Origin of the sequence: 'Prunus avium' virescence phytoplasma, from assembly GCF_050916135.1 — a bacterium.
Taxonomy (GTDB): domain Bacteria; phylum Bacillota_I; class Bacilli_A; order Acholeplasmatales; family Acholeplasmataceae; genus Phytoplasma; species Phytoplasma ziziphi.
Genome location: NZ_CP069156.1, coordinates 20,093 through 42,813 on the forward strand (window position 1 = coordinate 20,093; position 22,721 = coordinate 42,813).

General features: G+C 25.4%; 25 protein-coding genes and 4 pseudogenes. 25 read left to right on the plus strand and 4 right to left on the minus strand.

Going from position 1 to position 22,721, the window contains the following annotated elements:
* Positions 1–135: 135 nt before the first annotated feature.
* The gene (locus tag JNO41_RS00090; RefSeq protein ID WP_161554977.1) at positions 136–426 is read right to left on the minus strand and encodes a hypothetical protein; all 291 of its coding nucleotides are present in this window, start codon (positions 424–426) and stop codon (positions 136–138) included.
* Between the two features lie 260 nt (positions 427–686).
* Here JNO41_RS00090 and JNO41_RS00095 point away from each other — a divergent pair, with 260 nt between their 5' ends.
* The 25 genes and pseudogenes from JNO41_RS00095 to JNO41_RS00215 all read left to right on the plus strand — a co-directional run bounded on the left by JNO41_RS00095 (position 687) and on the right by JNO41_RS00215 (position 20,218).
* Positions 687–1,292 (plus strand): sigma-70 family RNA polymerase sigma factor, encoded by a 606-nt coding sequence (locus tag JNO41_RS00095; RefSeq protein WP_121463923.1) that lies wholly within the window; start codon positions 687–689, stop codon positions 1,290–1,292.
* Positions 1,293–1,524: 232 nt separating this feature from the next.
* Positions 1,525–1,858: pseudogene (locus JNO41_RS00100) on the plus strand (single-stranded DNA-binding protein).
* Positions 1,859–2,131: 273 nt separating this feature from the next.
* Positions 2,132–2,401 carry a DUF2963 domain-containing protein gene (locus JNO41_RS00105; protein ID WP_121463818.1) on the plus strand — a complete coding sequence of 90 codons (270 nt, stop codon included), beginning with the start codon at positions 2,132–2,134 and terminating at the stop codon, positions 2,399–2,401.
* Entirely contained in the window at positions 2,385–2,633 is a 249-nt protein-coding gene (locus tag JNO41_RS00110; protein ID WP_201736622.1) for a hypothetical protein, read from the plus strand. Before JNO41_RS00105 ends, JNO41_RS00110 begins: the two co-directional genes overlap by 17 nt.
* A 198-nt stretch (positions 2,634–2,831) precedes the next feature.
* On the plus strand, positions 2,832–3,122 hold the full coding sequence (locus JNO41_RS00115) for an HU family DNA-binding protein (RefSeq protein ID WP_121463924.1): 291 nt from the start codon (positions 2,832–2,834) through the stop codon (positions 3,120–3,122).
* Between the two features lie 29 nt (positions 3,123–3,151).
* Complete coding sequence (locus JNO41_RS00120) at positions 3,152–3,439, plus strand: hypothetical protein (RefSeq protein ID WP_121463925.1); 288 nt, start codon at positions 3,152–3,154, stop codon at positions 3,437–3,439.
* A gap of 2 nt (positions 3,440–3,441) precedes the next feature.
* Positions 3,442–4,062: a hypothetical protein gene (locus tag JNO41_RS00125; protein WP_121463926.1), complete on the plus strand. Its 621-nt coding sequence runs from the start codon at positions 3,442–3,444 to the stop codon at positions 4,060–4,062.
* Positions 4,063–4,122: 60 nt separating this feature from the next.
* Positions 4,123–5,325 carry an AAA family ATPase gene (locus JNO41_RS00130; protein ID WP_432729533.1) on the plus strand — a complete coding sequence of 401 codons (1,203 nt, stop codon included), beginning with the start codon at positions 4,123–4,125 and terminating at the stop codon, positions 5,323–5,325.
* A complete protein-coding gene (locus tag JNO41_RS00135) occupies positions 5,325–6,965 on the plus strand; it encodes a DNA double-strand break repair protein Rad50 (RefSeq protein ID WP_121463928.1) in 1,641 nt (546 codons plus the stop codon). The genes JNO41_RS00130 and JNO41_RS00135 overlap by 1 nt, the downstream gene beginning before the upstream one ends.
* A gap of 105 nt (positions 6,966–7,070) precedes the next feature.
* Positions 7,071–8,186 carry a coiled-coil domain-containing protein gene (locus JNO41_RS00140; RefSeq protein ID WP_121463929.1) on the plus strand — a complete coding sequence of 372 codons (1,116 nt, stop codon included), beginning with the start codon at positions 7,071–7,073 and terminating at the stop codon, positions 8,184–8,186.
* Between the two features lie 24 nt (positions 8,187–8,210).
* Entirely contained in the window at positions 8,211–8,570 is a 360-nt protein-coding gene (locus JNO41_RS00145) for an SVM family protein (protein WP_121463930.1), read from the plus strand.
* Between the two features lie 543 nt (positions 8,571–9,113).
* On the plus strand, positions 9,114–9,752 hold the full coding sequence (locus tag JNO41_RS00150; protein WP_121463931.1) for a YqaJ viral recombinase family protein: 639 nt from the start codon (positions 9,114–9,116) through the stop codon (positions 9,750–9,752).
* Between the two features lie 256 nt (positions 9,753–10,008).
* Positions 10,009–10,353 carry an SVM family protein gene (locus JNO41_RS00155; RefSeq protein ID WP_121463932.1) on the plus strand — a complete coding sequence of 115 codons (345 nt, stop codon included), beginning with the start codon at positions 10,009–10,011 and terminating at the stop codon, positions 10,351–10,353.
* Positions 10,354–10,504: 151 nt separating this feature from the next.
* Positions 10,505–10,786: a hypothetical protein gene (locus JNO41_RS00160; protein ID WP_121463933.1), complete on the plus strand. Its 282-nt coding sequence runs from the start codon at positions 10,505–10,507 to the stop codon at positions 10,784–10,786.
* A gap of 125 nt (positions 10,787–10,911) precedes the next feature.
* Positions 10,912–12,132: a hypothetical protein gene (locus tag JNO41_RS00165; RefSeq protein ID WP_121463934.1), complete on the plus strand. Its 1,221-nt coding sequence runs from the start codon at positions 10,912–10,914 to the stop codon at positions 12,130–12,132.
* A 61-nt stretch (positions 12,133–12,193) separates the two neighbouring features.
* A complete protein-coding gene (locus JNO41_RS00170) occupies positions 12,194–12,475 on the plus strand; it encodes a hypothetical protein (RefSeq protein ID WP_121463935.1) in 282 nt (93 codons plus the stop codon).
* 240 nt (positions 12,476–12,715) lie between these two features.
* Positions 12,716–13,357, plus strand: coding sequence for a YqaJ viral recombinase family protein (locus tag JNO41_RS00175; protein WP_121463828.1), 642 nt, complete (start codon positions 12,716–12,718; stop codon positions 13,355–13,357).
* A 77-nt stretch (positions 13,358–13,434) separates the two neighbouring features.
* The gene (tmk, locus tag JNO41_RS00180; protein WP_121463829.1) at positions 13,435–14,073 is read left to right on the plus strand and encodes a dTMP kinase; all 639 of its coding nucleotides are present in this window, start codon (positions 13,435–13,437) and stop codon (positions 14,071–14,073) included.
* Complete coding sequence (locus JNO41_RS00185; protein WP_201736602.1) at positions 14,057–14,206, plus strand: hypothetical protein; 150 nt, start codon at positions 14,057–14,059, stop codon at positions 14,204–14,206. The genes tmk and JNO41_RS00185 overlap by 17 nt, the downstream gene beginning before the upstream one ends.
* A gap of 37 nt (positions 14,207–14,243) precedes the next feature.
* Positions 14,244–14,867, plus strand: coding sequence for a hypothetical protein (locus JNO41_RS00190; RefSeq protein WP_121463830.1), 624 nt, complete (start codon positions 14,244–14,246; stop codon positions 14,865–14,867).
* 1 nt (position 14,868) lies between these two features.
* Complete coding sequence (locus JNO41_RS00195; RefSeq protein WP_121463831.1) at positions 14,869–16,362, plus strand: replicative DNA helicase; 1,494 nt, start codon at positions 14,869–14,871, stop codon at positions 16,360–16,362.
* 11 nt (positions 16,363–16,373) lie between these two features.
* Positions 16,374–17,698 (plus strand): annotated as a pseudogene (locus JNO41_RS00200) (toprim domain-containing protein).
* A 139-nt stretch (positions 17,699–17,837) separates the two neighbouring features.
* On the plus strand, positions 17,838–18,212 hold the full coding sequence (locus JNO41_RS00205) for a DUF2963 domain-containing protein (protein WP_121463938.1): 375 nt from the start codon (positions 17,838–17,840) through the stop codon (positions 18,210–18,212).
* A gap of 22 nt (positions 18,213–18,234) precedes the next feature.
* Positions 18,235–18,862, plus strand: a pseudogene (locus JNO41_RS00210) (phase variable surface lipoprotein).
* A 415-nt stretch (positions 18,863–19,277) separates the two neighbouring features.
* Positions 19,278–20,218, plus strand: a pseudogene (locus JNO41_RS00215) (IS3 family transposase).
* A 284-nt stretch (positions 20,219–20,502) separates the two neighbouring features.
* Here JNO41_RS00215 and JNO41_RS00220 read toward each other — a convergent pair.
* From JNO41_RS00220 to JNO41_RS00230, 3 genes are all read right to left on the minus strand, one after another.
* Positions 20,503–20,727 carry a hypothetical protein gene (locus tag JNO41_RS00220; protein WP_121463939.1) on the minus strand — a complete coding sequence of 75 codons (225 nt, stop codon included), beginning with the start codon at positions 20,725–20,727 and terminating at the stop codon, positions 20,503–20,505.
* A gap of 242 nt (positions 20,728–20,969) precedes the next feature.
* Complete coding sequence (locus JNO41_RS00225) at positions 20,970–22,289, minus strand: hypothetical protein (protein WP_432729538.1); 1,320 nt, start codon at positions 22,287–22,289, stop codon at positions 20,970–20,972.
* An 85-nt stretch (positions 22,290–22,374) separates the two neighbouring features.
* Entirely contained in the window at positions 22,375–22,521 is a 147-nt protein-coding gene (locus JNO41_RS00230) for a hypothetical protein (protein ID WP_161554979.1), read from the minus strand.
* Between the last annotated feature and the right edge of the window lie 200 nt (positions 22,522–22,721).

A 22,721-nucleotide genomic window follows, 5' to 3' on the forward strand; every position in this document is an offset into this window, starting at 1 on the left:
ATATTTTTCAATTAAATTAATTAAATATTCTTTTGGATAATTAAAATTTTGAATAATTTCTTTTTGTAAATTGTTTAAATTTATGAATTAAATCCTTTATTAAAATTTATAAATATTATATAATTTTTCTCAATTTTATTCTAAAATTTTAATTATTTTTGAATTTAATTTTGTTCTCGATTTGAAATCTTGAAAGTTGATAAATGGTTTTTGATTGCGTTCATTGATAATTTCAGTTGCTTTTTCGATACCTAAGCCATCAAGAGATGTAAAAGGTAATAAAAGATGTTGATTATCAATAATTTTGAAATTGGATATTTCTGATTCATTAATATCAATTGGTAAAAAATTAATATTTTGATTTTTAGATTCTAAAACCAATTCTAAATTAATTAAGAGAGAATTCTCTTTAGCTGTTTTTTTCACTTTTTTCCTTAATTTAATTACTTCTTTTTCTATTTCTGATATTGGTTTTAAGGATAATTGGTAATTAAATTGGTCTAATTTAGTTGAAAAATGAATTGAATAGAAAAGGATTGGAAAATAGTGAACTGTTCCAAAAGTTTAGACACTTTTTATTTTTTAAAAAATCTTTAAGACTAACTATTAAGTTAGTCTTTTTTTGTGTTTCAAGACTAAAAAAAATTTCATATCTTTTCTAAAAACGTTTTTTAGAAAGGCATTAAATGTTAAAGAGACAAGAATTATTTAAAGATTTTTTAAAAAATAAAAAGAATTTAACAATTCGTTATCAACTAATCGATTTACATTTGCCATTAGTAAATAAATTAGTTAAGCAATTTAAATATTATCCGCGTGTCCTTCAAAAAGAGGATTTATACCAAGAAGGGATTTTAGGATTAATCAAAGCCCTCAATAATTACGAAGATTTAGGTTATAACTTCATTTCTTACGCAACTCCAACTATCAAATCGGAAATCAGAGAATTAATAAGAAAAAGTCATTCTCCTTCAATTCCTCAAAAAACTCATAAAACTAATAATCCTTCTTTTCAAGAAGAAAAACATACATGGCATTGTCAAATTCTTAACCCTCATCAATTATGGTTAAAACAAGTTAATCATGAAATTTTTTTAAAAAAAATGAAAGTTAAGTTAAGCAAAACCGAATTCAAAATTATCCATTTAAGTTTTGGTGTTCCTTTAGGGAATATCAATGAAGATTATCAAAGATGTTATACCAACACCGAAATTGCTGAAAAACTTAATTTATCTTTAAAACAAGTAAAAAACATTAAAAACATCACTATCAAAAAATTAAAAAAACGTTAACCTTTCTCGTCCGTAATGACTTTAAACTAGTTATTCAAAACAATAAAAAAATAAAAACCAGATTACTTTCAAAGTAATCTTTTTTTGTATCAAAGCCCAACATAAAATTTTTGAAACAACAGTAATAAACGATTCCAACATCAACAAATCAGATAGTCTTAAATACATTTGTTTTCAAAAATTTTATCTATAAATAAATAAAAAATATATCAAAAAGAAGGAAAAATAAAATATGTTAAATAAAGTTCAATTAATTGGTCGTATCACTCATGATCTTGACAAACAATATACTTAAGGTTAACAATGAACAAGTCCCTAAAATAGATTTTCAATTAGCGGTTAACCAAAACAAAGACAAAGTACAATATATTCCTTGTGTGGTTTTTAGAACCCAAGCTGACAACATGAAAAAATACTTACATAAAGGATCTAAAATTTATCTAGAAGGGACATTATCTGTCCAAAAATACACCAACAACGAAGGTCAAAAGAAAACAAATACAAAAGTAATCGTACATAATGTCATCTTTTTAGACAATAAACCTCAAGAAACTTTACCTTTTTAAAACAATAAATTCATAAAACTCAATAATAATCAAATAAACTTAATAAAGACCTGAGCGTTAACTCAGGTCTTTTATTTTAAATCATTTAATTATTTTTAGTCAAAAAAATCTAAAAAATAATTAATGCAATTTAAAATTAAAATTAAAAAATTTATGATTTTTGATATATTAATAATTTATACATTTAACAAAAACCATCCAGTTCAAAAGTAATAGGTGATAAAAGAAAAAAATTTTTTTTATTATTTAAAAAAAAGGAGTTAATAAGGTCAAATGACTAAAAAAATAACATATCTAGCCGACGGCAAATATATTCATCATTATATTCACGAATTTAATGACAAAGGTCAAAAAATTAAAGAAATAACATATCAACCCGACGGCGAAACTATTCATTATATTTCCGAATTTAATGACAAAGGTCAAATGATTAAAGAAATATTTTATTGTATCGACGGCGAAACTATTGATTGTATTGAAGAATTTAATGACAAAGGTCGAATAATTAAAAAAATAATATATCGATATGAAAACAAAAATTAATTATTTTGATAATATCATTTGTTTATTGATGGGGATGATAATCGCCATTTTCGTATATATTCAATTTATAGAAAAAACACCTGCTAATTCTAATATAGAAAATATACCTTCAAATTCTAATTTCCAAGAACCGATTACTATTTTCAAAGATAAAATTATTGAAAAAGAGATTATTAAAGAAATTGAAAAACCTGTTATTCAAGACCAAGACATTAAAAGGTTCAAATTTTAGAAAAACTATAAAAAAATAAAAACAACAACTACCCATAATCTCACCAATAAAAACATCAATCAAGAAATCATTATTAAAAATTATGAGTAGAATTAAAATTTTTACCATCGTTTCACATCATTAAATTTTAAGCGAAACTCTATTTTAATTTAAATAACAATAATTTTCAAAAAAAATCAAAAAAGGAGAAACCCAAAAATGACTAAAAAAGAATTAATTAAAAAAATCGCTTTATCCAACAAAACTTCTGCAACTAAAACAGAAGAATTTTATAACTCATTTGAGAACGCTCTAATTGAAGCTATCACATCCAACGAAGAAGTAATTTTATCCCCTCAAATTGGTAAATTCAAATTAAAAGCAAGAAAAGCATATGTAGGTAAAAACCCCAAAACAGGAAAAAAACTAGAAATACCTGCAAAAACGGTAGTAACTTTCAAATTATCTAAAACCATTAAAGATAAAGTGAAAGATTTAAAATTAGAATAAACAAATATCAAACAAAAGGAGAAAAAAATATGAATAAAATCATTAAGAAAAAACCAAAATCTAATACTAACGAAACAAATCACAACCAAAAAATAAAAACAATGACTAACCCTAAACAAGAAAATATAACTATTGTCCCAACAAAAAAATGCAATTTATTAAAAAAAATCACTCACACAACTATGTTTATTTTATATTTTATGGCAATTACTTTCTATTTTATGGTTATTTACTATGAAAATAAAATTCCTTGGTTTACTACAGGAATCAATAATTTTATCAACTTAATTAAATCAATAATCCCAGGAGGAAAATAATTATGAAATCACAAACAAAAAAACAAACAAAAAATAAAATTTTTACCATTTTAGTAGTTTTTATTAGTTTATTTTTTACCATCGTTTCAATTACTGCTTTACAAAATTACTTCGCCCGACAAAGAAAAGAAAAAATTTCATTGTTAGATAAATTCCCTTTGTTTAATGTTGAACGAACTAAAGGAAATAACGAGGATAAAATTCTTATACCTCTTCCTATACCAAACTTCAAACCAAGCAAATATCAACATTTAATCGAAATGGAACATAAAGCTGTACTTAACACAAATGGAGTAGAAATGGATCCTTTATATTTAAAAATAACTTCTTCATATGATACTAAAACAACTTTTGAAAATCCGACAAATTTTTTTAATTTATCAATGAAAGTTAATAATAATGAATATGATGAATCTCAACGTCCTTTAACGGCTTTAAAAGAAGGAAATGGAACTATAACAATCCAAATCGGTATCGAACAAAAAGAAATTATTAAAGAAACTATCGATGGAAAAAAACCTGAATTAGACTTAATTTTTGATTACGAATTAGTTGATTCTAAAGGCAATTCTTTCAGTGGCGGCAATCAAACTATTAAAACCTCAATTGTTCAAACAGCTTAATTGATTAATAAAGACCAAGTTTTTCTTGGTCTTTTTTTTATGAGAAAGGAAAATAACCGAATGAAAAAGCAAATCGAACAAAAACCACTTTCAAAACATTTAATGATAACCATCATTATCTTATTTTTTTGTTTTTCTCTAGGAACTTATGTTTGGATTCATCACCAAACTTTAATCGAAACAGAAAAACAAATAATAGAACATCAACAAGGAATAAAAGCGCTTCAAAAGCAAAATGTAGATGTAACCAAAAAAATAGAACAACAAAATGTAGATATAACCAAAAAAATAGAACAACAAAATAAGCAAGAATCACAAACTTTATTAGAAAACCGATCCTCTGCAATATCAAACTTTGAAGAAGATAAAAATCAATTCCAACCTACTAATCCCCAAAAATTTCCAACTTTTGATAAATTAATTGGGTTTAAACAAGAATTAAAAGCAGTCAAAGGTTTTATTGATTATCTTAAAAATCAAGAAAACTATCAAGGTATTGGTGACGTGGAACCTCCATTAGGTATCTTGTTATACGGAGTTCCAGGAACAGGAAAAACAACTTTAGCAAGAGCCTTAGCCAAAGAAACCAAACTCCCATTCTTTGAAGTAAGTAGCTCTTTATTTTCACAAAAATATAAAGGCTTAGCTCCGCAAATGGTTAAAGATTTATTTGAAGCAGCTAGACGCGAAGTAGACAAAAACAATGGCGCCATTATCTTTTTAGATGAATGCGAAACTATTTTTACAGATTTAGGTACCTTAGAAGCAGGGTCTGAAATTGCCAATGTGGTTAACCAATTCAAAACTGAAATGACATCATTTGAAAACAACCCTGAAAAACCTATTTTCATTATCGGCGCGACCAACCACGAGGACCAAATTGATGAAGTTATTAAATCAAGATTTACTTATAACATCGAAGTAAAACCTGGTAACAAAGTTGAACGTCAACAATTTTTAGAATTCCTAATTAAAAAACGTAAAAACCCTTATAGCGACGAAGCTAAAAAATACTTATTTGAAGTGATTAATGAATCTTTAGAAAGATTACCACATCATCAACAATTTTTAAAAGCTAATCGTACTTTAGAAAATATTTTAAAAACAGCGGTAACCGTCTTCGCTCAAAATAGAGGAACTGGTGAAAATAAAAGAAATGAAATCAATCAAGAAGATTTAAAACAAGCTTATCAAATGATCGTTTCCCAAAACATCGAAACATTAGATCAAATCGAAAATCAAAAGAAAGGAGAAACTAAATAATGTTAACACCACTAAATTTAATTAAAGGTTTTATTAACTTTAGAGCCTATTATACTTGGGCCATTACGGCCATCTCTATTTTTAGTATTTTCTTTTTCTTCAAAAGAAAATACGACAACACACATAACAACTACAGCACTACTTGGAAAGGCTATTTAGTTTATTTTTTAATTATTTTATTTCTTTTTAGTTTTATTTATTTATCTTTTTTCAAAACACTACCATCATCTAAATATGTCGGCCAATTAATTGGGGAAATTGATAAAGCCATTGACAAATACGATGAAACTATTAATAACTATAAAGGCCTTAAAAAAGACTGGGAAACCGAATTAAAAAAATGTGAAGATGAATTAAAAACATTATATGAAAAACAAGAAATTACTCAAGAACAAAAAGAAAAAATTAAAAAAATTTTAGAGCAAAACGAAGGAAAAATTAAAGAAATAAAAGACCAATTAAAAGATACTACAGACAATATCGCTATTTTAAAAGGACAACTTTTACAATTAGAACAAGATAAAGAAACTAAAGAAAAAGAAATTAAACAAAAACAAGAAGAAGAAAAATTAGCATCCCCTGATGATAAAATTAGATTACAAGCACAAATCTCTAAATTACAATCCGAAAAATCAAAAATAATTGGCGAAATCGAAAAAATTGAATTTCAAATCGGCAAATTAGAAAACAAACAAAGTTCTCTAACAGAACAACTAGAACTCGCCGAAACCTTTAAAAAAGGATTAAAAGAAAAATTAAATAATTTATCAGAAAAATTTAAAGAACTATCAACAATCATAACAACTTGGGAAGATCGCAAAGCTGAAATTCAAACTAACATCAACGAAGTTAACCAAAAATTAGAAGAAATAGGAACTGAACGAGATTTATATGGAATTCTAAAAAACAAATACCAAGACATGCACAATCGCTTGATTACCTATGAAAAAGAAAACGCATTAACTTTTGGAACTGCAACGAAAGCCGCTTTTAAAGCTTTTGATAAAATTACTGATTTATTCCCTGCTAAATTCGCTATTAAAACATTAGGAAAAACTATTAGTGTTAATCGAAAATTCGCTCAAGGAGCTGTTAAATCTGCTGTAGTTCTTCATGAAGGACATCGATTATGGCATATGTATAACGACGTAATTAATGAAAACAAAGAACATCCATTAATGATTACCAAAGAAACTTTAGAAATGTATACTAAAGATATCGACCGCGATTTAGCCAGACTTAATGCCGACTACAAAGACTGTGAAAAGAAAAAAGAAGAATATAATAAAATAAACAACGAAGCTTCTTGTAAAGAACAAATAAAAAACTGGCAACACCAAAACGACAAACAAAGTAGCGTCATCGAACAAGAATGGAAGGACTGGATCAAAGAATACGTCAAAATCAACGAGGAATTAGTAGATAAACTAAAAGAAGTTTCAGGTACGCGTGGGTTATACAATGATAAAGATAATTTAGAACAACAACTAGAAGACAAAAACGTAGAAATCGAAACTGCAAAAGCCGTACTTAAAGAAAAAAATCCTAGTTATGCTCGCGCCCAAGCACGTTTTGAAGAGAAACAAAAAGCTAAACGTCAAACAAAAATCCCTGAATTAGTTATTATCCCTAATAAATAAAAATCATTTTTTTAAAACATTTAATTCATAAATTTGTATAATAGTGATATATTCATATTTCAATATTTAATAATAATCACTATTATCGGAAAGGAAATGAAATTTATGAATAATAATAATTTTTTTAAAAAATATTTAGCAATTATAATCATTATTATCGCAGTTTTTGTTGGTATTGGTATTTATTACAAGACCAATAATTCTTTAAAACAAGAACAACAAGAAGATCCTAATTCAGAATTTTTTAAAAAAAATCCAACTACAAAAGTTATTAAAGAATTAATTGATTTGAGAGAAAGAGAAAAAAATAAATTAAATGATATTTCTTCTAATCCTTTATGTAGAGAAGATTTAAAAAAAGAAATATTAGAAATTTTAAAAAATAATAATTGTATCAAAGAAAATATTATTAATATGTGTCGAAAAACTGATCTTTTTAATAGTTTTTCTAAAAAAGAACAAGAGGATTTTGTGGAAAAAAGATATATCACACATTTAAACAAAGATATAGAAAATTTAACAAATACATATAATAAATTACCTCATAATTTTTTATATAAAAAAATTATTTCACCAACTAATTTCAAAAAAATCAAAACTTATATTCTTTCAGAAACCGATGACAAATCTTTATTACCAAATAATCTTTCCCAAGAAGAAAAAATAAAAATCGATGAAATTAGAAAATCTCAAGAATATGATTTAGGAATTTTAAAAAAATGGAACTCCAAAATCGAAAAAGAACAACAAGAATGTGATGATTTTCATCTCAAAATTAAAGAAATTCAAGATAAATTTCCTTCATTAAAGTCTCAACAAACCAAGTTAGAACAAGATAAAGAAGCCAAAAACCAAACCATCCAAAACCTTCAATATCAATGTGGCGAAATTAACCCATCTTATGCAATAGTGCTTAAAAGAAGATATAATATTGAAATTCAAAACCCTAAAACCCCAAATAAAGTCGAATCAGAAAGATTACAAGCTCTAATCGATAAATTACAAACCGAAAAATCAAAAATAATTGGCGAAATCGAAAAAATTGAACTTCAAATCGGCAAATTAGAAAACAAACAAAGTTCTCTAACAGAACAACTAGAACTCGCCGAAACCTTTAAAAAAGGATTAAAAGAAAAATTAAATAATTTATCAGAAAAATTTAAAGACTTAACTATCTCTACCCTCCAATCCCTCTACGAAATCGCCTCAGCTGAGGAATAGATAAAATAAAGGAGTTATTTATTAATGTTTAAATTAAAAAAACAATTATACTTATTGAAATTAGTTTCATTTATTTTTTTAGGATTATTAATATTTAAAAACAACAATTTTTTATATGCTTTCCCTGGAATAGATTTAGATGCAAGAATGATGCAACTAACAGAAGAAAGAGATAATTTATTACAACAGTTACATAATAATTTTAATAATTTAAATTTAGATAATGCAACACGTTTAATTAGAATGCAAAATATCACAGCTTCCCTAGATCGAGTTTTAGAGCAAATAAATTCAATAAATCAACAATTAATTCTCAGAGATCAATTTCAACAACAAAGAACAAATAGCACCTTAAATCAACAAAATAATAATGAAAGAAATTAAAATGATTAATTTTAATTCTTCATAAAGACCCCTTACAGGGTCTTTTTTTTATTTAACAACACACACAACTTGGAAAGGAAACAAAAAACTATGTTAATAAAAAAAATCTTTCAATCTCTACCTAGTAATCTCATTTTTTTCGTCATCACCTTACTTTCATTTATTCCAATTATCACCATTTATTATGTCATTAAATTCTACCTTTTAACCATTAAACTAAGCATTAACCAACTAAAACAAGGAATAGTGGTTCAATTTTATCAATATTTAACCACGAAGCAACCCAATCATGTGGAAATTAATCAATACTTAGTTAACTAAGTTAAACAACAACCTTAAAACTATAAGTGATTATTTCTTTACTTATCAAAATCAATGGTTAAACTTAGGTTTATTAACAATTATTTTATTATTTCTTCCCCATTTTTTATATCTAATTGATTTTCTTTTTAAATGTCTTTATCATATAATTAAATTTATTTATTATTTAGGAAAATATCTTTTTTCATTATTAAAAAAAATTTTTAAGAAAGGTAAATAACCATGCAAATCAAACTATCACAACGTACCAAAGAATGGTATCAACACCGCAAACAATATATTAACGCTTCCGAAATTGCTTCCATTACGGGGTTAGACCCTTTTCGTTCCATGGAACAGTTAGTTCATGATAAACTCTTTGGTACCACTTTTACCACTAATCAATATACTCTCCATGGCCAAAAAATGGAACCTATCGCGCGACAGTTTTTCATACAAAAAACCAATTTAATTTTCGAAGACACCATTTTCACTGATGATCAAGTTAACCTTTTTTCCGCATCTTTAGATGGATACAACAAACAACATCAAGCTGTTTTAGAAATTAAATGTCCTTTTGTTAATGAAAACCAAGAAGTCTCATCCGCTTGGACTAGTTTTTTAACCAATCCTCATTTAGAAAATATTCCTCAATACTACTGGGCCCAAGTTCAATGTCAACTTTATTGTAGTCAAGCTAAATTTGCTTACTTTTTGGTTTATTTTAACGACCAAAACTATCATGTGGTACGAATTTATCAAGACAATAACTTCATTAATAAAATGATTGCAGATGGTAAAAAATATTTAGAATTACTACACAAATCCAAACAAGAATTATCACAAACAACTTATTTAAAACGATTAAGTAAATTTAAATAATAATTAAAACTCTAAGACCTTCAAATTGAAGGTCTTTTTTTATGCCCAAATTTCAAACCAAATTGGTTCCTTAGAAAGTAAACAAATAATGTACGAAGGAATGTTATCTGGTACCATCAAATTAAGAGATTCAATACAGTGTGATTATGATGAAACCTCCACAAATCGTCTATTCGGCTCCCCCCCTTTCCGAACTTCAAAAACTCTACGAAATCACCCCATCCGAGGGATAAAAAATTAAAGGAGTTATGAATTAATGTTTAAATTAAAAAAACATTTATTTTTATTTCAAATAATTTTATTTATTTTTTTAGGATTATTATTTGTCATTGACAATAATAAACAAGTAATGGCCATAGATACTAACAATAATAATTTAGTTTGGCAAAACATCACTAGAAATAACAACAAGATGCGCGAATACACAACAGAAAGAAACAATATAATTGAATATATACTGATGACCGACGAACAATTACAACCCCAACGTCTCCAAAATTTAATAATGCTTCGAGATAATTACAACGAATTAATTCGTAATTTAGAACAACAAAACAATTTATTTTATCACATTATCAATAATAATAATCGCAATCATTAACATATATCCACATATAAGATTCTCTCTATGAGAATCTTTTTTTGTTGTAATTTATACAAAGATATTTGATAATTCAAGTAGTCAATAAATAAATAAAAATAAATAACAAAAAGTAAAAGAAAACAAACATAAACTAAAGGAGTGGGTAAAAATGCAAGCGCAAGATTATTTAGGCATAGTTGCTATTATAGTTGATATCTGTATTCCATTAGTTTGGTTATATTTAGGACATAAGTTTCTAAAAAATCAACAAATAAATCAACAAGAATATGAAAAACGACAACAACAAGAAAAACAAGAATACGAAAAAAAACATCAAGATCATTCATACGCAAAGTATTTTATTTTACACAATTTTATAATAAAATCCACATCTAAGGAGGTGTCACCAAATTATGCGTTCAACCAAAATTCCCTTTATTTAAATATTTAAAATATTTAATAATTATTTTAATAACAATTTTTATTTCATTTTATATTTTTGCGCAACCATATTTTCACTGTCACCACAAGTTCCCTATAAAACTAGCTGAATACGAAGCCATTAAACAAGAATGGTTGACAACTCAACCAAAACTCAAACGTTATGATATCAGAGTTTCATCAAGGAAAGATATTCCTAAAATTTTGGAATATTTTGAAATTAAAATGGAAACGACAAACATATCGATAACACCTTCATATAACCGTAGTGCCGACAAATACATTGATTTGTATTTAAAAAAACCACCAGAAGGTCTCTTAGGTGTTTATTTTAAATCAAGATTTAATCCTTTTAATGAAGAATATCCCGTTAAAGACAATGAATATACCTTAGAAGACCTTTTAAAATACGAAATCGCCATTGAAGAAGCTTTTGTCTTTTGGGACGCTAATGTAATTCTTAACGAAATAGAACCTGAAATCAATTTAATAGAAACCAATATTTTTGCCGACCAAATCCAAAACAAAGAAAAAATCATTAATGATTTTTTAATTAAAAATAATGTTATCAAAGAACCAATAACCATTAAATTAGGCTGTTATAACGCTACCCCTAATACTGGTTTAGTTTTACTTTTGCCGAAAAAAACCTTAAATAATCTCAATAAAACTGAAATAGATGCTATTTATTTTGACGATGGTATTAGAATTTTAAGTGTTTCTCCCCAAACCAAAATTACTTCAGAAAGTATAGAAGATTTACTACAACTTTCCAATGGTGCTAAAAACATCTATCTTTTTACTTTTGATATCTACAAAAAAATAATAAAAATTGACCTTCCCGACTCTGAAAACCCTTATGAAGCTATTCGCAATTGGAAAAGAGATAATAACTTTTATAATTTCGAAGGAAAATATAACCAACGCCTAATGCGATTTCACGCAGACATTGAAGTGAAAAAAGAATCTATTATTGATAAAAAATTTGATCTATCAACTGACGTTACAATAATAGAACATATTTTTGAAACTAAAAATACAATTTATTACATCATCTGCCAAGATTTATCATTTAAACTTAATTTGTTAGACAACTATCACACTCAATATTTAAATTGGCTAAAACAATGTTATATCCAATATAACGGTTATTATACAGTTAATGAAGTCCGAAGTAAAATCGGTCGTTCTAACAAAACCCTTTATGATGAAAACGGCAACACCCATTATTATACATATCAAGAGGGTTGGATCTATGATAATTGGCAGATTGACGGTGTAGAATGTGTTGATAAAAGATATTATCAATTTTTAGATACTACTCCGCCACCCAAAAAACCCAAAGAATTAAATTAATTTTTAATTCTTTTTTTATTACAAAAATTTAAATTCAAAAAAAAGAAAGAAGGCAAAACTAATGAAAGATCAAATTAAAAAATTAGAAAAACAAATTAAAAATAAAAAGGAAATAAAAATGACAAACCAAAAAAAAGAATTTAATATATTTGATATCGCTAAATATCTTTTAGACAATTGTCTTCAAAAATATGGGAGCGGTATTACACAAATACAAAAATTATTATATTATGTGCAAGGAGAATATTTAATTCGTTATTACAAACCATTATTTAATGAAGAAATTCAATTTTATCAATATTTAACCACGAAGAATTCAAATTATCATGTGGAATCTATTTAATACTTGGTTAACTAAGTTAAATAATATTCTTCATAAAATAAGTAGTTATTTTCTTATTTATCAAAATCAATGGTTAAACTTGGGTTTATTAATAATTATTTTATTATTTATCCCTCATTTATTATATTTAATTGATTTTATCATTAAAACTATTTATTACCTTTTCCGTTTATTTTATTATTTAGGTAAATATTTGATATTATTAATTAAAAAAATATTCAAGAAAGAAGAAAAATAAAAATGCAAATTAGTAATTTAAACCAAAGGACGAGAGCGTGGTACCAACACCGCAAAAAATACATCAACGCCTCCGAAATCGCCTCCATTACGGGATTAGATCCCTTTCGTTCCATGGAACAATTAGTCCATGATAAACTCTTTGGCACGACTTTTACTTCCAATCAATATACTCTTCATGGACAAAAAATGGAGCCAATCGCACGTCAATTTTTTATTAACAAGACTAATCTAATTTTTGAAGATACTATTTTTACTGACGATCAGGTTAATCTTTTTTCTGCTTCTTTGGATGGTTACAACGAACAAAACAAAATCGTTTTAGAAATAAAATGTCCTTTTGTGAACGAAAACCAAGCAATATCATCCACTTGGACTCAGTTTTTAACTCATCCTCAACTCGAACATATCCCTCAATACTACTGGGCCCAAGTACAATGCCAACTTTATTGTTCCCAAGCAACATTTGCCTACTTTTTAGTTTATTTTAATGATAATGATTATCATGTAGTCAGAATTTACTTAGACAATAATTTTATTACCAAAATGATTCAAGATAGTCAAAAATACTTAACTCTTTTAACCAAAGCCAAAAACGAATTAGAAAAAACCACTTATTTAAAACAATTAAGCAAAATCAAATAATTAATTCATACTTTTAGACCTTCAAATTGAAGGTCTTTTTTTTATACCCAAATTGAAAATTAAAGGAGAAATCAATCATGAAATTAATCGTTTTCGAAGGACTTGACGGGAGTGGAAAAACTTCTCTTATTCACGCCCTTCAACCCCAATTAAAAACCCCTCATCAACTGTATCAAGGTTTAGGGAGTAGTTCACTTGGGAAGGAAATTAGAGATTTATTTTTAAATTTTCAACAAGTAGATTATATCACTCGTTTTTATTTAAGTCTGGCTAATATGTCTCAAATCCAAGCGGAATTAATTGTTCCTCAATTAAAAAATAACCAATTAATTATCTTAGACCGTTGGTTACCATCTACTTATGCTTATCAATTATTTCCCTTTTCTAAGGAAAAGAAACAACTTTTACCTTTAAAAAAGATCTTTAAGATAAATCATGAAACTATCTTAAAAAAACCTGATTTATTAATTTATTTAGACATTGACCCTCTTATCGGAAGAACCAGAAAGAAAAATCAAAAAAACCATCAAAGAGATCTCATTGAAAGACAATCATTAACTTATTTTCAAAATGTTCGCCAAGGATATGATCATTATATCACTCATTATACTAGTGGAGTTAATAAATTAATTTTAAACGGAAGTGATTCTATCAAATCTAATGTCAAACAAATTATTAAACAAATAGGAGTACTATCAAATGGCGATCATAACTAAAAAGACCTGCCAAAATGGCAATACTTACATCTATTTTTCTAATGGAAAAATCAAAACCATTCATAAAGATGGCATCATTACCTGGAAAACAAAAAGAATTTTTAAAACTAAAAAAACCAACAAAAGACCTTAATTTAAAGGTTTTTTTTATTTAAAGAAAGGAATATCAAATGTTAAATAACCAAGATTTTTTTAATATTCAACAATTTAATACTAATATCCAAACTGTGGAAATCTTAAAATGTTTTTTTAAAAAAACTACCTTTAATCTTTCTGTTGACAAGTATATGAAAACCAATTACCAACAATTAAACCATTATTTTAACCAAAATAACATCAACTCTCAAAGTCAAAAAGTCATTTGTGGTAAAATCAATGAATATTTAATTTTATTATACTTAAACAATAAAGGAATCACTAATTTATACCCTCAAGTAAATTTATTTTTTATCCCTGACATTAAATTTGATTTAGTTTTATTTACTAAAAAGAAAAGAATCATCGCTTTTAATTTTAAAACATGTCTTCGTGAACGCTATAAACAAGCCATGATAGAGGCCCAACAACTCAAAAAATTAGATACTCGTTTTGAGTTTTATTTATTAATCAACAACGAACCAGAAACTCAAAGACTAAACAATAAAATCAACCAAGGAAAAATCCAAGGCATTAATCAAGTAATTAACTTATTTTCCAATTCAGCCAACAATTTCTTACAAAACTTAATTACCCGTCAATTCATCCCTTTTTCTAACATCAACATCATTAAAAAAATAAAAAAGGATTTAATATAAAATGTTAACCAACGAACAAAAAGCGTTAAAACAAATCATTTCCTATATGAACCAAAATAAAGCTGAACAATTAAGTTTTTATTTTCAGCTCATTGATCCACAATCTTTTTTAGATAAACAACATACAAAAATCTTTCAGGCCTTAAAATATTTAACTTTAGGAAAAATAACTAATCATCCCTTTGATAAAATAAAGTCTCAAAATGAGATAATCGAAGAATTACTCACCTATCTTCAAACCTATTTCCCCCAAGATAACTTTACTAAAGAATCATTATCTTTTTTAAGTGATGATTTTAGTAAGGAAAATAACCTTAATTTCTTAGATAACTTAAAACATACCTATACCCAAGAAAAACTGTTCCGACAACTCTTAAAATTTATTAGTCCTTCTTTTGAAAATCAAGATCCTTACACTAAAAACTTATATTACCAAGAAATCTTTGATAAATTAAGAAAATTTATGACTTTGATTCCTCACAAATCAGACCAAACCTTATTAACTTTAAATCAAATGTCCTCTTGTCATCCTGAGTTTTTTAAAACCGATCAACAATCCAAACAAAAAATCCAAGAAGAATATTACCGCTTATCAAAAACTTTCCGAGGCTTAAATCAAGCCACAAAAGGATTTAAAAAAAGTCAAATCATCACCATTGGGGGCTATACTGGATTAGGTAAAACCACTTTTGTCTACAATCTTCTTTTAGATATCGCCAAAACCAAACATCAAGAAACTAAACATTATCCCCATATGTTAGTTTTTTCTTATGAAATGACCTTAGAAGAAAATTTAAGTCGATTATTAGCCCACCAAACTCAAATTCCTCTAGATGTTATTTTAGATAAAAATTTGAAAGATTTAAACATCACACTACTCAAATACACGGAAAGGATGAAACAAGCCAAACAATTTTTTGTTAACATTAATTTATCGTTTAGTTATGACAAAAGTAAAAACATTGATTATATCATTGATTTAGTTTATCGCCTTCATTTAGAAAAAAAAGTTGAAATGATTGTCATCGATCATCTTCAAATTACAAAAGCCACAAATCATTTAGAAAATGACCGTCTAGCCATTGACGAAATTATGACTAAACTCAAACAATTAGCCATGGAATTAAACATCGTTATTATCATTCTCTCACAATTTTCGAGAGATACTTATAGCCATTACCAAGGAAAATCCCCTGAAATCACCGCTTTAAAAGGAAGTGGTGGTATCGAAACCAACTCCGACATCGTCTTAATGATGTCTGAATTCCAACCCAAACTATCCAAAGACCAAGAAAAACCTTTGAATATCTATAATCAAAATTGTAATCAATTATATTTAGCATCAAAAAACAATGAATCTCAAAAAATCATTGAATTATCTATTAAAAAGAATCGAAGTGGTACTAAAAAAAACTTAGTTTATCACTTTGAAATGACCACCCAAACCTTTCAAGAAATAGGTTATATCTTACCTTATCTATTAGAAAATTATTAAGGAATTTATCAATGAATTATCAAGAAAAAATAAAACACATCCAAATTCATTTCCCCATGTCAGTTTTATTAAAAAAATTAAATATCATACCACCAAACTTCAACCCCAAATATCGTTTCCCTTGTCCCATTCATCAAGGAAACAATCCTACTTGTTGTCATTTCACTTCTACTAACAAAATTCATTGTTGGAAATGTGGTCGAGATTACGATCTGATTGATGTTTATATGACTATCCGTCAAATTAAATCTTTTTCTAAAGCGATTCAAAGAATAGAAGGATTTATGAATTCTTTCGAATTTAAAACCTTAATCCAACAAGAAAAAGAAACAACGCAAACAACTACTAACCCTTTTCAACAACCATATCATCCAATTAAACCAAAACAACCAGTTGACGAACAGGAAATTAATATCAAAAAGAAACAATTATTTAAAAAAATCTCACCCTTATTCAACCAAATTAGAGATTATTATCATTATTTATTAACCATTAATCGCAACAACGAAAGCCAACCAGGAATAGAATATTTAACTCAAAAAAGAAAACTCACTGTAGAAACTATTAAAGAATTTAAACTAGGCTATGCCCCATTATCTGATAAACCTTTATCTTTTCGGTTAGTAAATTACTGTCAAAAGAAAAATATTAATATCGATAAATTATTAGAATATGGTTTTATCAAAGAAAAAACTAATCAACAAAGAAAAAAATATTATCATGATACTTTCCATGGTTCAATTATTATCCCCATTGAAAATGGTTATCATCAAACTTTTCATTTTTATCAAAACCATTTTCGCGAAGTTTCTTACTTTCAACCAAAATATCAATCATTAAATAATTTTAGTAAAACACCGACCTTTCATTTTAGTTATCGTTTTTTTGAAGCGTTACCTTTTATCAAACAAACAAAAACCATTATCATTCATGAAGGTTTTTTTGATGTCATTAGTTGTTGGCAAAATAGTATTAAAAACGTGGTCGGTCTCATTTGTGTCACTCAATTACTTTCTCAATCTCAACTAGAAATTCTCAAAAAAGAAAATATCAAAGTCATTATCGCCTTAGATAACGACGAGACAGGCCGAAAACGAAGTGAAGCCTTAGGAGAACAACTTAAAGAAGCAAACTTTTATACGAAATTAGACACATTTTACCTCCTTACGACCAAACTTGTAAAGATGTCGATGATTTATTACGTCAATACGGAAAAGAAGCATATCAAAAATGTTTTTTAGACCCATACATTACTTATGAAGAGGCCAAAAATAAAATCATCGTCGATTTAGCGGTTCATTTCTTTGGCGAAGACAAAGTAGAAGTAATTAATTAAATTATTATTTTGTTACACCAATATATAACATCTATACATATAAATACATTAACACACTCTCATAAAAGTATATATAAACCTAAATTCAACTATTTAGGGTTTTTATTTTTATAACAAACAATCAAAAAGGAGAAAACAAATGAAAACAATTATAGAAAAATTTATTAATAATGGCAGGAAAAAATTTATTGGTGAATACGATAAAGAAACTGAAACAGCCATTAAACAAATTCATTATCAACCTGATGGAACATCTATTAAATGTGTATATGAATACGATAAAAATAATAAAAAGCCATTTAAAAAAACTTATTACCGATCTGACGAAAAAATTCTTAAAAGTGTATATGAATACGATAAAGCCACAGGTAAACTAGTTAAATATACTTATTATCAATTTGATGGTAAAACTATTAATTTTGTAACTGAATACAATAAAAATACTGGTAACAAGGTTAAAAAAACTCATTATCAATCAGACGGAAAAACTATTAGAAAAATAACTGAATACTAAATAACCCAAAAGGAGAAAAAAGATGAAAAAAGATACCAATCAAGAAATTAGAATCGGAGGTTGGAACACAAAAACCACCCCTAACGACTTAACCCAAATTAAAAACTTTTTAAAAATATTAAAAGAAGATTTAATCAATCTCACTATTATTGCTCATTCTAAAAAGAAAAATACCTACCAAGAAGCTAATTACCGTCCGAAAAACCAAACTCTCTTTGTCGATCCTCAAATCTTAGAAGAAATGAAAAAAACAAAAATAACCTTAATTAATGATAATTTCTCTTCTAGTAATAGGTAAACTATTACTTTCTGATTTAACCCCGCTTAAAAGCCAAAATAACCCCCTTAAACACCTATTTAATATCTTCCAAATCAATTATAAAAATGAATTTAAAAATATCATCAAAGAATTAATCGGGAAAATTGATGTCAACCAATTAAAAACTTTACAATTATATCAATTAGACCCTCAAAAACTAGATAAATACCATAAACCCATGAAAACTAACTATAAAAAAGGGTTAAACATTATTTATTATCGAAAAGAAGACTTAAAATATATTCAATTCTTTTTAACAAAAGATAAACAAGGATATCGGGTGAAAAAACTACATCCTATGTATAAATATTTAATAAAAAAAGAAAACTAACAACTTTATAATACTTTATAACACTTTACTAACAGTTTTATAACAGTTTTATAACAGTTTACTAACAGTTTGTCTTTAAAAATAATCTATATAAAGACTAACTTATTCAACCAGTGATATTTTATATTTTATATTGATATATAATAATGATATCGATATTTGATATTATCGCATTATCATTTTTAATATCATTATTATTTATCGATATCATAAAAACCTCTTTTTTAAGTAATTTTATTTTTTTAATTTATTTCAATCATTAAATCAAATTTAATTTTTAAATTAATTGCCTTACCAAGTATTTATTTATTATATATATGAAAAAAAAGATGAAAGCGCTGAAGAGCTTATTTATCCAATAAAAAATCTTTTAGAGTTATAATAATTGATGTATTTGAAAATAATTGGTATTAAGATGCAAAAATTAAAACAAAAAATTAAATTATTACAAAAAATTATTGAAAAAATTAAAAAAATTGATAAAAAAATGGTTTTTCATTTAGTCAACCAATTCAATCAAACTCTTAATTTAACCACTATTTTAAAAACAATTCAAATTAAAAGAAGTACTTATTATTATTGGTTGAAAATGAAAAATAAACTAAAAGAAAAAGAAGAAAAATACCTGTTACAACAAAAAAGAATTAAAGCTTTATGTCTCCATTATCAATATTTTTACGGCCATCGAAAAATCACTGATTTATACCAAAAAACCTTTAATGAATTTATCACCAAGAAAAAAGTTTACACCATCATGAAAAAAAATAACATTAATTGTTGTTTAAGAATTAAAAAAAATTTTACTTATCGTAATTTAAAAAATAATCTCCAAATAATTCCTAATTTAATCAATCAAGATTTTATGGCCACCAAACCCCTCCAAAAACTCTTTACTGATATCACTTATTTCAAAACTAATCAAGGTTTTCTTTATTTTTCTTGTATTATTGACTCTTTTAACAACCAAATAATCGCTTCACATGTTTCGAACCAACAAAATAAAAATTTAGTTTTAAATACTATTAAAAAAATTACCTTTATTAAAAGAACCTTGTATTATTCATTCCGATCAAGGCAAAGTTTATCAATCACTCAAAATTCAAAAAAACTTTAACGAAAAAAGGTTTTTTAATCAGCATGTCAAGAAAAGCCACCCCTCGTGATAACGCCGTCATTGAAAACTTTTTCGGCCAAATGAAAAGTATTTTACAACATCAACATCCATTTTTATTTCAAAAATCTCCTGATAAAATGAAAAAATTAATTAATCATTTTCCGAAATTTTGGAATACTAAATGGATTTTAACTAAATTAAACAATTCAACTCCATCTCAATATATTCAAAATTTGAGATAAATTTTTAGTTGATGTAAAATAAAATAATATAACCTTGTAAAAGGTTATTTTAGTGCGCCTTTTTTTAAGAAAAATAATATAATTAATAATAAAAGTTAATTTTTTTTCATTTTGTTGGAGAGTTTTTCACTTTTTTTACCTAACTATATAGTGTAAGGGTACAATATTTAAAAAAATATCTTTTGAAATTAAAGAATTATTAAAAAAAGTTTAGACACTTTTTAATTCAACAAAATATTTCTTTAGTTTGAAAAGATATGAAATTATCTATTAATTTTTTAGTCTTAAAGAGTTATTTTAAAATAAAAAGTGTCTAAACTTTTGGAACAGTCTACAGTGATTGAAATAAAATTAGCTAGAAATTTACCATCTTTATCTTTTTTGTTGTTTTGAACTGCTAAGATGAAATCTACTTTTTTAAATTCTTTGAAAGTTTGTCCTGATTTTGGGCTTACAGTTTCTAATTTTAAATCAGTAGCGATTCTTCCTATTAAATTTACACTATTCATAATATTTTTTTCCTTTTTTTTATTATTTTTAAAACGTTTTTAAAATAAAAAATAATTTGAAATTATTCTTTTGTAGATAGTCAGTCTTTATAAGACATCTTTTAAATTATTGTTTTAAATAAATCATTTTTAGAATGTTTGATTAGTTTTAAGTCTTGCAAACTTCGGACAATTTTGTTTAGTTTAGATTTTTTTTGATGTAATTACTTTTTTAGTTTTAATATCAATGAAATCGATTCTAATTAATTTTTCTTTTTTGTGTTTTTGTCAATAATATAAATAAATTCTTCAATTAATTCGTTTTTTGGTTTTAAAAACTTCTTATTTGGAATAATTGTTTCTTTGATAATATTTGGATTAAATGAATATTGAATTATTTTAATTAATTCATTGTTTTTAAATTCTTTGGTGAAATTAATTTGTTTGTCTTTAGTGAATTCAATTGTTTTAATTAATTTGTTGTTTTTAATGTTGTATAAATTGATTGTTTTAATGATAGGTGTATTTGGATAAAAGATTTTTTCTTCTTTGGTTTTTGAATTTAAATTAGTCATTGAAATTAATTTTTTATTTGTTTTCAAATAGTTGGTAACAAAAATTTTATCTTTTGAATATTTTTTGTCGGCTTCAATGATTTTGTTTAAATCTTTGATTTCTTTGTTATTTACAATTATCATTGGTTCTAATGAAGAATTGATTTCGTAAGTATGAAATAAATTTGATGTTATTTCTTTAGTAATTGTTTTTTTAAAAAATAATTTAGCTAGTTTTTTAATAGCATGTTTTTTATAATTTTTAATTGATTCAATATCAAATCTTTGCACATCATTATTTAATTCACTTTCTTTATTTAATGAATCGGCGATTTCTTGATTAGATAAATAATTAATATTCATATCATCAAATTTTCTATCAAGTTGATAATATTTAGTTAAAACTTTTTCTTGATTTTTAGATAATTTAACAAATTCAATTTTTTCTTTCAAATCTTGAAATTTAGTTTCTTGATTAAACAATTTTATTGGATTTGAAAAATTATTATTTAAAGAAATGGATAATAGAATTTCATCTTGTTGTTGATAGTTTAGAATTTGAAAATTTCTTTTAATTGATTCATTGACAGAAAATTTATTTTTATCTTTTATCCCAAGGTATTTTTGAATAAAATCAGATAATCCTTGAGTTAATTTTCTTCTAAAAAAACTTAAATTATATTTTTTATTTTTAAGAACATAATCATTTAAAAATTGATTGAAAATAAAAAAAGATTCTTGTTCAGAATCTTCAATTGATAACGATATCGGAAAATAAACTTTTTTAGATAATTTATAAATGAATGGTTTAATGAAAGAATAAAAAAACCCATTTTTAACTTTTTTTATTTCAAAATTTAATTTGTTAGTTTTTTCGTTAATAATTTCATAATCTTGTTTAAAAATTTTGTATCTTAAATCATTTATATCTTTGTTAGTTAAAAATTCATTTATTAAATCTTTAAAAATTTGATTTTTTGTTTCGTAAAAATTTTTTTGTTTCAATTCTGATGTTGTTAATTTTTCCATAATAATTAATTTAATTTTAAAAATTAAATAAAAAAAAAGATTATCAATTAGATAATCTTTTAATGTTTTTTAAATGATTTTTTGGTTATTTTAAAGGAAGTACCATGTTTTGAATATGTTCGACTCCGCCTAATACACCAAATAGTACACCGTCTAGTACACCGCCAAAAAATACACCCAACAACACACCAAATAGTACGCCACCAAATACTCCTCCTAATACACCAAACAACACACCAAATAGTACACCACCAAATACTCCGCCTAATCTTAAAAAGACAAAAAGTATAATTTTTATTTACAAAAAAAATAAAACATCTAAATAAAAAAGACTTTTAAGTCTTTTTTAATTTTCAAAAAACATATTATAAATAATAAAATTTATCATTAACAAAATAAAAAACGACAAAATTTAAACCAAATCGTTTATAA

Coding starts and splice junctions, on each gene's coding strand:
- JNO41_RS00105 (WP_121463818.1), top strand. CDS start 2,132: ATGACTAAAAAAATAACATATCTAGCCGACGGCAAATATATTCATCAT.
- JNO41_RS00185 (WP_201736602.1), top strand. CDS start 14,057: ATGGCGATCATAACTAAAAAGACCTGCCAAAATGGCAATACTTACATC.
- JNO41_RS00170 (WP_121463935.1), top strand. CDS start 12,194: ATGAAAGATCAAATTAAAAAATTAGAAAAACAAATTAAAAATAAAAAG.
- JNO41_RS00125 (WP_121463926.1), top strand. CDS start 3,442: ATGAAATCACAAACAAAAAAACAAACAAAAAATAAAATTTTTACCATT.
- tmk (WP_121463829.1), top strand. CDS start 13,435: ATGAAATTAATCGTTTTCGAAGGACTTGACGGGAGTGGAAAAACTTCT.
- JNO41_RS00130 (WP_432729533.1), top strand. CDS start 4,123: ATGAAAAAGCAAATCGAACAAAAACCACTTTCAAAACATTTAATGATA.
- JNO41_RS00110 (WP_201736622.1), top strand. CDS start 2,385: ATGAAAACAAAAATTAATTATTTTGATAATATCATTTGTTTATTGATG.
- JNO41_RS00095 (WP_121463923.1), top strand. CDS start 687: ATGTTAAAGAGACAAGAATTATTTAAAGATTTTTTAAAAAATAAAAAG.
- JNO41_RS00155 (WP_121463932.1), top strand. CDS start 10,009: ATGTTTAAATTAAAAAAACATTTATTTTTATTTCAAATAATTTTATTT.
- JNO41_RS00115 (WP_121463924.1), top strand. CDS start 2,832: ATGACTAAAAAAGAATTAATTAAAAAAATCGCTTTATCCAACAAAACT.
- JNO41_RS00140 (WP_121463929.1), top strand. CDS start 7,071: ATGAATAATAATAATTTTTTTAAAAAATATTTAGCAATTATAATCATT.
- JNO41_RS00120 (WP_121463925.1), top strand. CDS start 3,152: ATGAATAAAATCATTAAGAAAAAACCAAAATCTAATACTAACGAAACA.
- JNO41_RS00195 (WP_121463831.1), top strand. CDS start 14,869: ATGTTAACCAACGAACAAAAAGCGTTAAAACAAATCATTTCCTATATG.
- JNO41_RS00220 (WP_121463939.1), bottom strand. CDS start 20,727: ATGAATAGTGTAAATTTAATAGGAAGAATCGCTACTGATTTAAAATTA.
- JNO41_RS00205 (WP_121463938.1), top strand. CDS start 17,838: ATGAAAACAATTATAGAAAAATTTATTAATAATGGCAGGAAAAAATTT.
- JNO41_RS00225 (WP_432729538.1), bottom strand. CDS start 22,289: ATGGAAAAATTAACAACATCAGAATTGAAACAAAAAAATTTTTACGAA.
- JNO41_RS00190 (WP_121463830.1), top strand. CDS start 14,244: ATGTTAAATAACCAAGATTTTTTTAATATTCAACAATTTAATACTAAT.
- JNO41_RS00145 (WP_121463930.1), top strand. CDS start 8,211: ATGTTTAAATTAAAAAAACAATTATACTTATTGAAATTAGTTTCATTT.
- JNO41_RS00160 (WP_121463933.1), top strand. CDS start 10,505: ATGCAAGCGCAAGATTATTTAGGCATAGTTGCTATTATAGTTGATATC.
- JNO41_RS00175 (WP_121463828.1), top strand. CDS start 12,716: ATGCAAATTAGTAATTTAAACCAAAGGACGAGAGCGTGGTACCAACAC.
- JNO41_RS00135 (WP_121463928.1), top strand. CDS start 5,325: ATGTTAACACCACTAAATTTAATTAAAGGTTTTATTAACTTTAGAGCC.
- JNO41_RS00150 (WP_121463931.1), top strand. CDS start 9,114: ATGCAAATCAAACTATCACAACGTACCAAAGAATGGTATCAACACCGC.